Source organism: Mesorhizobium sp. B1-1-6, assembly GCF_006443035.1.
Classification (GTDB): domain Bacteria; phylum Pseudomonadota; class Alphaproteobacteria; order Rhizobiales; family Rhizobiaceae; genus Mesorhizobium.
The window spans coordinates 126521-139406 of record NZ_VFWR01000005.1 but is presented as its reverse complement, the minus strand read 5'-3'; the positions used below and the strand labels follow the sequence as shown (position 1 = coordinate 139406).

The window sequence follows — 12886 nt, the reverse complement described above, 5'->3', positions numbered from 1 at the left end:
CGATGCGCCAACAGGACACAAGACCATGAGCATTACAAATTTCCAGCCACTCGATTCCGGCAGCGTTCCGCGTTTTGCCGGCCCTTCAACCTTCATGCGCCTGCCCATGGCTACCCCCGAGCAGGTCGACATCGCGCTGATCGGCGTCCCCTTCGACGGCGGCACCACCAACCGGCCGGGCGCGCGCCATGGACCGCGCGAAATCCGCAACCAATCCAGCCTGGTGCGGCGCGTCCACCATGTGACGGGCGTCTCGCCTTTCGAACAGGTGCGTGCCGGCGACTGCGGCGACGTGATTGTAAACCCGCTCGACCTGCCCGGCTCGCTGGACACGATCAGCGCCTTCTTCGAAAACGTCCACCACTCCGGCGCCCGGTCTCTAGTCGTCGGCGGCGATCATCTGATCACGCTGCCCATCCTGCGCGGCATCGCCAAGGAACCGGCCGGCCTCATTCACTTCGATGCCCATTCCGATACCTATGACGAGTTCTTCGGCAACCGCTATAATCACGGCACCCCGTTCCGCCGTGCCGTCGAGGAAGGCCTGCTCGATCCCAAGCGCATGGTCCAGATCGGCATCCGAGGAGCGATCTCCGATGTGGAAAACTACGATTTCGCCCGCGAGGCCGGCATCCGGATCATCTTCATCGAGGAATTCATGGAGCGCGGCGTGGGCACGGTGATGGCCGAGGCGCGCTCGATCGTCGGCGACGCGCCGACCTACGTCTCGTTCGACATCGACGCGCTCGATCCGTCTTTTGCCCCCGGCACCGGCACCCCGGAGATCGGCGGCATAACGACGCGCGAGGCCCAGAAGATGATCCGAGCGCTGGCCGGCGTCGACATCATCGGCGCCGATCTGGTCGAAGTCTCGCCGCCGCTCGATCCTTCGGGCGTCACCGCGCTAACCGGTGCCACCCTCCTGTTCGAGCTTCTCTGCGTCATGACGATGCAAATACCGGCTAAATGAGACCCATGTGTGGAGTGCGCCCCTCGGACCGGACAGGATGAACAAGCAGAATTGACTTGGAAGCCGGGCTTTCGAAGGATGGAAGCCCATGGTGGCTTATCGCACGCACAGCATCGAGTTCAAACGTCAGGTAGTGCAGGAGTTCCTGTCCGGCGAGACGCTGCATGGTCTCGCCAAGCGGCACGAACTGCCGCGTAACCTGATCCGCATCTGGGTTCAGAAATACGAGGCCGGCTCCTTCGACGAAGACGTGGCGGCGGCCGACACGATGCAGACCTATGAGGCGCGGATCGCAGCGCTGGAGCGGCTGGTAGGCCGGCAAGCCTTGGAAATTGAGTTTCTAAAGGGGGCTCTGAAAAGCGCACCACGTCCGAGAAGCGGGACTACATCCGGATCAAAATTTCTCCCGCCTCCAACGCCCCTGCTACCGATTGAGCCCCGGAGGCGGGGCAAGGAAGCCATAGTTGCGTCGGGAACAAGCGGCGAGACCGATCCGCCGATCTCGAATTCCCATCCGAAGAGTTCCGCGTAAAGCGGCGCAGGTTCGCAGGATCACGCCCTATTATTTCAAAGTGGATGATTGGCTTGGCCATGATGTCCAACCTTTTAGACGGTTCGCAAAACAGTCGCAGCCCGAGCGGCAGCGGCTGCTGGCTCGGCAGGTGAAACACCTCCCAGGTCGCCCGCATCTGGCCACAATCGTTCTGTGCGACAACACCGCGGGACCGTCAGATCGGGGCGACGATGCGGAGAAGGCAACGGTTCACCGACAAAAAAGGCACGAGAGAAAAGAGCGCACCTCGGATGTTGCGCGCGAGTCGATCGAGGTCGAGCGGGCGGCACGGGATGCGAAGACAGCTCGGCTCCGAGAGCAAGGGCTGATGACTGAGATTCGCAGCTCAGCACCTAAGAAGGTGCAGCCCCGATAACTGCTTAAGGGAGGCAGCGATGCTCGATACCCATACAGACATTGCGCGGGCGGCTATTGAAGCCACCTTCCTGCCACGTCGCGCCGCATTTCCGCGCGATATTGATCACTCCCGACGCGTGCTCGCGACATCACGCGAGCTTCTGAAACGCCTGCGCCAAAGCCATGGCGATGACACCTCCCGAGCTTGGGAGGATGCAGACCCGGTTCCCTTCGCTATCTCAGCGTTCGATGCCGATGTTCTCCGGGCAGTGTTCAAAGATTTGGTGTTGGGAACATACGCGCCCAAATGTCGATGGCGCGATCTGGCTAAGACCCTGGTACTCGAATACGCCGGGTGCGATCAGGTCGAAGTTGGCTTGCTGGATTGGATCACCAGGAAGTAAGTACCTTGTGCCAAGTCGAGTTGAGCGCGTGTTCTAGAGATCCACCAGGCGCGCCACGAGGGGGTTGCGACGTCTCGACTTCAGGAGTTTATCTCAACTGTCCGAATGGCGATTTGACATACCCAACCCGCCGCCAGCTATGGCGGAGGTCGGGTTCGTTCTAGGTCTCAGTCGTAGACTTTGACGATCTTGCGGGTGCCCGGGTCCACCAAAACCGTGCGGTTGTCGATCACCACATACCGGTATTTGACATTGGGGACCTCATGGAGCTCGACCGTGTCCGGCAGAGCCGTGCCGACATTCAGCTCAAGTCCGAGAAGGTTCACGGAAGCCAGCGGTTGCTTCTTCACGTATTTGCGCACGACGGTGTCCTGTTCCGGTGTGATGACAACATCCTGTGCCGCAACTGCGCCGACGCCGGCCAAAAGCAATAGCGCGGCAGCGGTGCTGGTAAGGTGGATCCTCATGGTTTTTCTCCTGTTGTTCCGGCGACAGCACAAGTCTTCTGTGCGCCAGGCAACTGAACACGTCGGCAGGCCGAACGTTCCTCGATCAGGCTTCAGTCGGAATCCTGACCAGACCAAAGGCCGATCACAAAACGCAATGGTCTTATCTCTTGAGACTAGGCGGAACGGCTTAGGGCTAGGCTAGTTGCTTCTCCAGACTCGGAGAAAGCAGATGGATAAAAGCATTGGCCAAGCGCGTTGGTTGCTCGCGCCAACTTTCGCCGCAGCCGTCACATTTTTGGTGATCGGCATATTCCTTGGCTGACATGTCGTGGATCGGCACAGCTACGTCCCTTCCTGTGCTGATAGGGCCCGCAAGCCGCTTCGGTGGCTGGCGGGCCCTCTATTTCCAGTATGTTTGGTGAGCAAAAGACAATGACATCGATCCAGAGAACCAATGAGAGTGGCAACGCAAACCAACCGGCAAATGACAACGATGATCATGCGCCTGCGCTACTGGACGCTGCTTCTTTGACGAACGAGGAAAACATTGCCGACCTTGTCAGGCGAACCGAGCGCGTGGCGATTTTGGTGGTGTTGGGAATGGGGGGCTGGTTGATGTTAGTCCCCGCTATCTACCTTGTACTGAGCCACCGAATATGAATGAACAATTACGCCAGCATATCCTAGGATCGCGCATCTTATTGGGCTGCAGCACCTGATCTGGAACTCGAGCGCGGCCCATTGTTGACCGGCTCGCTATCGTCCATACGCGCAGCAGACGTAGCGCCGGAAACTTCAGCGCACCTCTGCCGCCGTCAACGCAAGCTGCGCCGCGATGGACTGACGCGACGTGGTCCAACCTAAAACACACCACCAATGCCTATGCCGCCACTGATGTCCGGTGGGGGAGGCGCGGGACGTCTCGGGGCGGCCTGCGAGCGTTTCGCAGTCGTCCGTACGGAGCCGTTTCGTGAAGGGGCGGCGTCCGACGCTATCTTAGCCGGCTTGGCCTTCACGATGACCGGCTGCTTGCAGATTCTGCCTGAGCGCAAAAAGAGATCGCCCAGCAGTCCGACGCTCGGCTCCGTCGTCGCCGCGACTTGCTTGGTATTCTTGTAGTAGTCGGTGAGAGCACGGATTGAACCCGTGCCCCAATCTCCATCAATCTGCATCCGGTAGCAACCCAAGCGACGAAGTTCGGTCTGAACGTTGCGCGCAAGATCGGCTGTCTTGTCTTTGTCCGCCTCGCCCATGGATGCGCCGACAATGAGCGTTTCGAGACCGGAGACGACGCTTTGGCGAGCGTCCTCAACCCTTTCGGTCGGAGACAGATTGGCGACCTGTGTGCCAACCGGCTCCGGTGAACTGGCGGACGGTGCCGGAATCTCGACCGACCGCAACGTCTGTCCGACGATTAGCACGGCGGTCTGCAGGTCATTGGAGGCAAGCTCGACTTGCAATCTCTTCTTTGCCGCGGGGTCCGCAAGGATGCGTGAAAGGCTTGCGCTCAACTGTCCCGGATCGAGTACCTGTTGCTCCGTGAAATAGAACTGCTCACGCAGGTTCGATTGATCCCACGGCACTTGACGGCCAACCGTCAACGCTTCGGTTTCGTTGCGGACGCGGATCATCATATCCGAAATGCTGAGCCCGGGGATCTCGAGATTCTTCAGCAGCGCAATGGTGAACGGGCTGTTTTCGCCGCCGCCATCGGCCGTGACATTGCCTGGCTGGGTGGCAAAGGCAACGAACGTGTTTTCACCGACTTCAACTTGCGCCAGACCATTGCCGGCACCGGCACCGAGCGGATTGTTGCGGCACGCGTCCAGGAATATGAACGTCTGGCGGTCGCGGCGCGCGAACCGCGCGATCACATCATTCAGCTTGATGGCCGTGGCGGTGAGTTTTTCCAGGCTTTCAGGATCGGGCGTATCGACCGGGAGCAGGTAGTTTTCGCCGTTCAACTGCACGCCATGACCGGCGTAGATAATCAAAACTGCGCTGACGGTAGGCAGCCTTGCATCAGCTTCTCGAAAGATTCTGGAAAAATCTTGGGTCGAAAGATCGGTGCCCGTCAGGACCTCAAAATTTAGCCGCTTCAAGCTCTCTGAGAGCTTTGCGGCATCATTTGCGGCATTGGGGAGATGCTCAAGTCGGCTGCTTTGATAGTTCGAATTCCCGATGACGATCGCTAGCCGGTTGCGTGGCTGCGGCGCCGCGCTCGGCTCGACCGCGGCGCGAGCACCAGCTGAGCCAAGAAGCAGAAAAATGAGAAACAGTGGGACACGAAACAGAAGTCTGTTGCAGTGGGTCATATCAGCATGCTCGCTCCGGCCTGCCTCAATCTTGGTCCAGCAACTTCCCAACGCACCACGACGCAACCACAATCAGCCTGAGCGCCTGCCCTCATACCGGCGAAGGTCACCAAAATTTATACCAAGAATCCTGTCAAAGATAGGGAAAAGGGATTTGTATGCGATCAGTCATTGGACTGTGGAGGACAAGATGCCGACCAAGATCAATCTTGCGCTGCCGGTTTATGGAGCAGCCTACAAAAGCGTGTTCGTTCGCAGCTTGTTCGCGGTCTTAACTCATAAGAGCCTGTCCAACTACGCCTTCACGTTGTCGGAAATCGAGTACACGGATATTCCATTTTCGCGGAACTATCTGCTCACGAATTTCTACTACAATAAACCGGATTGCAGCCACATTCTGATGATCGACAGTGACATGGGCTTTTCACCTGATCTTATCGCGGCGATGCTGGCGCTGGACAAGCAAGTCGTCGGCACCCTGTATCCGCGGCGCCGGATCGATCTGCGCAAACTCCACTCCCTCTCGACACTGCCCTTCGACAAAGCCTTTGCGCAAAGCCTGGAGTTCATCGGAACCGTCGTCGAACCTCGGCAAGAGCAAGAAGGCTTTGTCCGGGTAACGTCATGCGGCACGGGCATCTTTCTGGTCTCCCGCGACTGCGTGACGGCCATAATCGAGAAGTTACCCGAGACGGTGGACCGGTCTCGTTACAGAAAGAGCAAGTACACCGCTCAGTTCGAGAATTTCCTGACGCCGTTTGCGAAGATTGTGACGCCGGAACTGGACCTCCCTACCGACTTCTCGTTCTGCTACCGCTGGGTTGAGCAGTGTGGTGGCGAAATATGGGCAAGCTACCATCGCAAGATTGCACATGCGGGAGATCTGACTGTTTCGGCGGCCTATTCTGATCTTTAAAGATGCCTTTGAAGTTTGGCCACTGCTTTTGACAGGCTCATTTAAGTTTACGATAGTGTCCTTGTCGCCACAGATAGCCTTATAGTCTCCTGAGAGCGAACGCCAAACCATTGCCGCCCAGCAACGCGACGCGTACAGTGCCGGTTAAGCAGTCAACGATCCCATGAGATGGATCGTTGATCTATTTAATTGCCTTGATTTGTGACGGTATCGATTTCTCGTAAGGTGGGGTCGAATGAGAGTGTCGCGCGAGGCCTATCAATTGACGGGAGTCTCGTTGCTCGCCTTAGCGGCGGCGTCCACGTTCCAAGTCTCTGGCGCGGCGGCCTGCTCCGCTACTGCAAACGGCGGCGGCACTCCCTTCCAGGCGACATCGGTTACCGTGAACTGCACGACGACCGGGGATTTTCAGGACGTCGATGGCGTATTCACCACCCGATTTAGCGGGTTCGAGAACTCGTCGGAAGTCATCGTCAACGACTACGACGGCAATGGCGACGACGTCGTGAGAATTTTTGGCGGCCTCCTGACCGATAAAGCGGCGACAACACCCGGTGTAGGCGGCCTGCCTGCGGGAGGGTCGACCTCCTTACAGCCGGCGGACGGTACAATCGAACTCCTCGGCGGCAACGACCGGTTTGAGATGTTCTATGGGGATTTCTTGGGGGTTCCGTACGCCCCAACCGTCGCGGCCAATCTCAATACCGGGGCCGGGGATGACCTGGTCGTCATTCAGGCCGGCAGTATTCAGGACATTGACCTTGGAGATGGTGCCGACAGCGCCGTGATATTCGGCGACGGTACACAGGTTGGCAATGTGACCGGCGGCAGAGGTGACGACCTGTTATCGATCGGCATCCTCACTACCGAGGAGGGAATTTTTTTCAGCGCGCCGACCGTCGGCGTTCTCTCCGGGGGCGATGGCAATGACACCATCATCATTGCGGGGGGCACAGTTGATGCCCTGGATGCCGGGGCTGGCAATGACCGGGTCAGCGTCAGCGGCAGTGCCGCGGTCGACCTCGACCTCGACGGAGCTGCCGGAAACGACACGATAGTGGTCGCTGGCAACGCCACCATTGGCGGCAGCATATTCGGCAATGACGGCGACGACACCGTCAACATCAACGGCGGAACCATAGGCGCCACGACAGGCGGCAACATCACCGGCGGCCTAGGCTTCGACAGCGTCTCGGTCGTCGGCGGCGACATAAAGGGCGGCATCGACGCCGAACATGTCCATTTGTCGGGTGGCACGATCGAGGGTGACATTACCGGCCTTGGACCCAACACGCTAACCATCGATCATATCGGCGCCGTCGAGCCGCTCATCCTTAGCGACGGGGTGCTATTCAGCGGTACAGGCGCCAACGGCACAGTCGTCGGCACCGACCTTGCCGCCGGCGGCAAGAGCCAGAACTTTGCCGGCTTCGACAATTTTTCGGCCGACCATTCGACCCTTCGCTTCAGCGGTGGCACGCAGGGCATAAACCAACTCAACCTCGGTAACGGTTCAACGCTGTTCATCAACGGCAACGTCACTATGCCGGGTTCGATCATCGCGACAAATTCCCTGATCAACATGATGGACGGTGTCGCCGGTGACGTGTTGACGCTCGGCGGCCTCGCCCTCAACAGCGCCGCCATCAGCCTCGACATCAACCAACAGACGCTACGGTCGGATCAACTCGTTGCCAATGCGTTTTCGGCCGCCGGCACCAGCACCATTATTGTCAATCTGCTGGGCACCCCCCAATTCGCCCAAGTGACCAATATCCCGATCATCGTCTCGGCCAGCGGACCGGTTGCCGGCACCTTCCGTCTCGGAAGTATTTCCGGCACGCCCGGTTCGCTTTTCAGCTATGAGATCGTAAACGGCCCGAATGGCGGCTTGTTCCTGCGTGCCACGCCGGCCAGTTTCGGCATTGCGGCGGCGCCGACCAGCGCGACCAACGCGGGCGCGGTCGAGGTGGCACTCGACGCTCTCTACGGCATAAACCGCGACGCGATAGATGCTGACCTCCACCTTTCGCCTGCATCCGGATCTGGAATGGTACCGGTTTCTTCGAGTTTCGGGGTCTTTGCTTCCGGCCAGTTCGCTCATACCGAGCATGACGGCTATAACATCAGTGGCGGCGGCTTGAATGGCCCGGGCCCGAGCTTCGATGCCAATGATTTTTCGGCCGCCATCAGCCTGGACTTCAATGCCGCCAAGCATTTCCAGTTCGACAATGAGTATGGCCTGAACATCGGTGTATTCGCCGGCTACGCCTCGACTGACGTCAATCTCGGGGCCTTCCAGGGATTTGATGCCATAGGGGAAGGTAACAACAAGGCCGGACTGTTCGGCGGCTACGCACTGTTGCGCAAGGACTACAATTACGCGCTGGTCTCGGCCTCCGGTTTCTTCGGCCGAAGCGACGTGATGAACGGGGTGCTTGACACCACCGGCAGCTATGACACCGAGGGCTACGCGGTCACGGGATCTGTCGGCCACATCTTCGCGCTGGGCGAACGCACCCGTTTCGATCTGCGTGGCGGCCTGCTTGGTGTTTCATTCCGCGGCGATCCCTACACTGACAGCGGTGGCAATCAGTTCGGCAAGAGCCGGCTTTCATTTGGCGCCATCAAGTTCGAGCCTGGCATTTATGGCGATTACACGCTGAGCAACGGTATGGTGTTCAGCCCCTATGCGCGTGGCGAATTGCAGCAGCGTTTCGGTTACAAGAACACGACCGAGATCGGTACCAGGACGATCGCCTTCGACGATGCGGATTTTTCCGTGGCGCTATCGGCGGGGTTCAACCTGAAAGTCTCGGAGTTGACGACCGTCAACGGCGAAGTCCGTGGTAAGGCGTCGTCGGATAGCTCCACTATTGGCGCCAAGCTCGGACTTAAGATAGCTTTCTAGCGGTTCCTCGATCCGCGGATCATCCGCGCCCGCGCTGAGTTCCTGACGTGTCTGGGATGGGAATAGCAGGACCTTCAAATCCCCCCGCACTCAGGCAAGGTGCGGTATCGCGATGCCGGGATCGCGGGCTGGCCAAGCACACCAACCGGGATGCTCGCCAATTGGCAGCAAGTGCTCTATGCTCTGTGGAGACACCGCATGGTCGTGATGTCGATACGGGGTTCTGTTGTCGTAGGCAGGGGGAGCCATGTTCGAAGTTCTCGGAGTCTGGCGCAAAGCACGGTCAAGAAGCAGAGTCGCCGCGAAGACGCTTGGCTTGATCGTTTCGTTGTTCGTGTTGTTTTTGCCCGGACTGGGAACGGCGAACGCGCAGACGAACTGGGCGCTCGATCCGACCGCTTCGGTCCTCACCTATCAGTCGGTCAAGAAGAACACGATCGTCGAAACCAACAAGATCAGGAATATTTCCGGCAGCCTCACTTCGACCGGCGACGCCAAGGTCTCCTTTGACCTCAACTCAGTCGATACCGGGGTCGACCTGCGCAATGTCCGGATGCGGTTCCTCTTCTTTGAGACCTACAAGTTTCCAACCGCCGAACTGACAGCGAAAGTGGATCCGGCGGCATTTGCCGACCTCGCCACCAAGCGACGTATGAAGGCGGTTCTTCCATTCCGTCTCAACCTGCATGGGGTCGACAAGGATCTTGAGGCCAATGTCGTGGTGACCATGGTCAGCGACACCATGGTGTCGGTCGCCTCGGAGGCCCCTGTCGCGGTGCATGTGGAAGACTTCGGTCTATTGCTCAATGTCGACAAACTCCAACAGGCGGCCAGTGTGACCAACATTGTTCCTACCGCATCGGTGTCGTTCGATTTCGTGTTCACGGCCGACGGAAGCAAGCCGCCCCCCGCCCAGACCGTTGCGGCAAGCACCGAGGTCGGGCCCGTCGCCACCGATGCGACGAAGACCAACTTCAACGATGAGGAATGCCTCAACAGGTTTGCGGTGCTGTCCCGTACCGGGGCGATCTATTTTCGCCCCGCGAGCGCGCGGCTCGATGCCCAAAGCCGCCCGCTCCTCGCTGAGGTCGTCGGTGTCGTCAGCAAATGCCCAGGCCTAAAGGTCGAAGTTTCCGGACACACCGATGCCGATGGACCGGTTGCAGAGAACAAGCGCTTATCGGAGCGCAGGGCCCAGGCAGTGGCCGACGCCATTGTTGGAGCGGGCATTCCGCGCACGCAGATTACGGCGACCGGCTACGGCGAGGAACGCCCAGTCGCCGGCAACGACACGCCGAAGAACAAGGCGCTCAATCGGCGGATCGAGTTTTCCGCCACCAAGCTCGTCAACTGAGGAAGGATCTGTTGTCCCGGTGGGTTTCGATCTGATCGCCCGTCGCAGTAGCCTTCTGCGCGCAATCGGGCTCGCGGCAGTTGCGCTGCTTTTCACTTTGACGGCAGCCGATGCCGAGCGCCGTACAGCGCTGGTACTTGGCAACTCCCAATATCTGCACGCCCCGGCACTCGCCAATCCGGTGCGCGACGCCAAAGCCATCGCCGAAAGCCTGAAAGATCTTGGTTTTGAAGTCGTTTCCGGCTTCGATCTGACCAAGTTGCAGACCCAGACGACAATAGCGCAGTTCGCAAAGCAGGTGCGCGGGGCGGACATCGCGCTTTTCTTCTATGCGGGCCATGGCTTGCAGGTTTCAGGCAGCAACTATCTTCTTCCGATCGATGCCGCCCTGGAGGACGAGACTTCGCTCGACTTCGAGGCGGTGCCTGTCGATTTCGTTCTGCGACAGATGTCTCGCGAGACCAGCATAAGGCTTATTTTCCTCGACGCCTGTCGCGACAATCCTCTAGCCGAGGTGCTGGCAAAGACCGCCGGCGTCAGGGGAGCAAAAAGCGGCCTTGCGGAAATCTCGATCGAGAATGGCGGTGCCGGTACGCTTGTCGCGTTCGCCACCAGTCCAAATCAGGTCGCCTACGACGGATCCGGCAAACATTCGCCGTTCACCTCGGCGTTGCTTGCGCACATTGGCGAGACAAATGTGTCCATCACTGAGGCGATGAACCGTGTTACCGCCGATGTGTTCAAGGCAACCGCTAGCAAGCAGCGCCCCTGGAGCAACGTCTCGCTGACCACCGAGGTCGTCCTGCACAAGGTTGATCTCAACGCACCGCTGATCGTCGGTGAGGCGGGCGTTCCCGGACCGCAAGGCGACTCGGATACGCGCAATGCCACTGCTAATCCGTCGAGCTCCGCCAATGACGCCCAACTCGCACTCAATGTGCTCCGTCAGAAAATCCCAAAACTCGCCTCTGACGACCCGATCTTTTTCGACGTTCCGATCGATTTCGGCGACCCCGAAATCGATGGGAAGAGTATTGCGGAGCTCATAAAAGGCGAGCCACGCTTCAGTCCGGTGGAGGGCCTCGACAATTCGGTATGGCAGGGCAAGCACTGCGACGGCTGCCATGAGTGGAACGAGACCCGACTGTGTGATCAGGCGAAGAATTTCGCCGCCAACGATGTCTCCGTTCTGCGCTTGCAGCATCCGCTTGGGACACGCTTCAAGGTGGCGCTCGCCAAATGGGCTCAAGGGGGTTGCAAGTAGGCGGGACGGAGGGCGTCCTCCAGTTCTGTGGGTGCCGGTCGTGTGGGCGAGTGCCCCTAAGATGCATCCGTTGACTGGTGGAGGGCCTCGATCTCGGCCATCTGGATACCGATTTCGACGAACGCCGACAGCACCGAGAAACGGTCCACGAGCGCCACGCGTGCCAGACCGGCCAGAATTCCGGCATTGATTGCATAGGCAGCAGGAGAATGCTGCAAATCCAGTGCCGGCATCGCGGCCACGGCTGACCGATCTTCACGCGATCCCGCAGCTAGGATAATCCAGCCGACCGGGGTTGTTGGCGATTTTGCCGCGGCGGCTCTGACGTCTGTTCGATGGCGGGGGCTGTCGGGTTCGCTCACCCAGTCGCGGACAAGACCGAGCAACCGGTGATCGGTCTCATCGAAGAGGTCGCTCAGATGGCTTAGGCATTCGTGGGCCCACCAGACTGCGGCCCGCTCGGGAAGCAGGTAGGCGCAAAATGTAATCGCTTCCTCAGGAATGCGCCCGGCGAGGAGGTCGCGGCAAAACGCGATCGAGTGCTGTTCGGTCGGAGGAGTGCGCATGTCCCTGGTGATAGCGGGACAAGCTGCGAAAAGATCCCGTGCCGTTTTGAATCGGAGCCCATGGGCCATGAACGCCGCGCTTTCATCGAGGAACTTTGGCCACTCAAGCCTCAGGCACGGCGCGGGTCAAGTCTCAAGCCGTGCCACGGCCAAAACAGTCGCGATGATCGCACCTCCAACGTTTGGCCACAGACAATTGCGCTGGAATTTGATATGTTCGCGGTCGATCAAAATCGGATACTCAAACAGGAGGAGCGCTATGCAGTGGAGTCGTTCAGCCTTTGTGTTGGCGGTCGTGTTTTTCTCGAACCATGCTTCCGCCGATCCGGCTCGGAAATCAGAAGACATCGTGAAGTTTTTTGCCGGCGCAGCCGATCTTGGCAAATCTCGAGGAATTTGTGTCGGTTCCGAAGAGGAGTGCAACAAGAGCAACACCAATGGGCAGCAGGAAGGCAGATCCAACCTCGACATGCTGATCAATTTCGGGCTGGATTCGGCCCAACTCGACGCAACCGCGCGCGCTGAGCTCGAAGAGTTTGCCAAGGCTTTGAAAGACAACCGGCTGAGCACGTTCAACTTCGTCGTCGAAGGCTACACCGATGCGACGGGCACGCTGCGCTACAACGAAGGTCTGTCACAACGAAGAGCGAAATCGGTGGCAGCTTTCCTGACGGCCAGCGGTGTCGAGGCCGCGCGCATCAACGCCGTCGGCATGGGCGAGAAGAACCCTCGCAACGCCAACCCGTACGATCCTGCCAACCGCCGCGTGGAAATGCGGATAAAAACGCAATAACCGTCGAAACTGCGCGGCAAACCGAGGGGGAACC

The 12886-nt window shown here is 59.1% G+C and carries 11 protein-coding genes; 8 read left to right on the top strand and 3 right to left on the bottom strand.

The genetic code is table 11. From position 1 onward, the window contains the following. Nucleotides 1–25 precede the first annotated feature (25 nt). The 3 genes from speB to FJ979_RS12030 all read left to right on the top strand — a co-directional run bounded on the left by speB (nt 26) and on the right by FJ979_RS12030 (nt 2284). Nucleotides 26–970: an agmatinase gene (gene speB / locus FJ979_RS12040; RefSeq protein ID WP_140524765.1), complete on the top strand. Its 945-nt coding sequence runs from the start codon at nt 26–28 to the stop codon at nt 968–970. An 88-nt stretch (nt 971–1058) separates the two neighbouring features. Further along, nucleotides 1059–1502: a transposase gene (locus FJ979_RS12035; RefSeq protein ID WP_224681797.1), complete on the top strand. Its 444-nt coding sequence runs from the start codon at nt 1059–1061 to the stop codon at nt 1500–1502. 416 nt (nt 1503–1918) lie between these two features. Continuing rightward, a complete protein-coding gene (locus FJ979_RS12030) occupies nt 1919–2284 on the top strand; it encodes a hypothetical protein (protein WP_140524764.1) in 366 nt (121 codons plus the stop codon). Between the two features lie 167 nt (nt 2285–2451). Here FJ979_RS12030 and FJ979_RS12025 read toward each other — a convergent pair whose 3' ends face one another. Both FJ979_RS12025 and FJ979_RS12015 read right to left on the bottom strand, forming a co-directional pair. Beyond that, a complete protein-coding gene (locus FJ979_RS12025) occupies nt 2452–2751 on the bottom strand; it encodes a DUF1236 domain-containing protein (RefSeq protein ID WP_140498315.1) in 300 nt (99 codons plus the stop codon). A gap of 842 nt (nt 2752–3593) precedes the next feature. Further along, on the bottom strand, nt 3594–5048 hold the full coding sequence (locus FJ979_RS12015; RefSeq protein WP_140581134.1) for a caspase family protein: 1455 nt from the start codon (nt 5046–5048) through the stop codon (nt 3594–3596). Nucleotides 5049–5238: 190 nt separating this feature from the next. On the opposite strand from FJ979_RS12015, the gene FJ979_RS12010 reads away from it, so the two are divergent. From FJ979_RS12010 to FJ979_RS11995, 4 genes are all read left to right on the top strand, one after another. Then, nucleotides 5239–5964 carry a hypothetical protein gene (locus FJ979_RS12010; RefSeq protein WP_140581131.1) on the top strand — a complete coding sequence of 242 codons (726 nt, stop codon included), beginning with the start codon at nt 5239–5241 and terminating at the stop codon, nt 5962–5964. A 235-nt stretch (nt 5965–6199) separates the two neighbouring features. Next, nucleotides 6200–8875 carry an autotransporter gene (locus FJ979_RS12005; RefSeq protein ID WP_140581128.1) on the top strand — a complete coding sequence of 892 codons (2676 nt, stop codon included), beginning with the start codon at nt 6200–6202 and terminating at the stop codon, nt 8873–8875. Nucleotides 8876–9122: 247 nt separating this feature from the next. Further along, on the top strand, nt 9123–10229 hold the full coding sequence (locus FJ979_RS12000; protein ID WP_140581126.1) for an OmpA family protein: 1107 nt from the start codon (nt 9123–9125) through the stop codon (nt 10227–10229). 19 nt (nt 10230–10248) lie between these two features. Further along, nucleotides 10249–11493, top strand: coding sequence for a caspase domain-containing protein (locus FJ979_RS11995; protein WP_140515089.1), 1245 nt, complete (start codon nt 10249–10251; stop codon nt 11491–11493). Nucleotides 11494–11549: 56 nt separating this feature from the next. On the opposite strand, the gene FJ979_RS11990 is transcribed toward FJ979_RS11995, so the two are convergent. Next, complete coding sequence (locus FJ979_RS11990) at nt 11550–12059, bottom strand: hypothetical protein (RefSeq protein ID WP_224519101.1); 510 nt, start codon at nt 12057–12059, stop codon at nt 11550–11552. Nucleotides 12060–12318: 259 nt separating this feature from the next. Here FJ979_RS11990 and FJ979_RS11985 point away from each other — a divergent pair, with 259 nt between their 5' ends. Further along, nucleotides 12319–12852 (top strand): OmpA family protein, encoded by a 534-nt coding sequence (locus tag FJ979_RS11985; protein ID WP_140498307.1) that lies wholly within the window; start codon nt 12319–12321, stop codon nt 12850–12852. Nucleotides 12853–12886 lie beyond the last annotated feature (34 nt).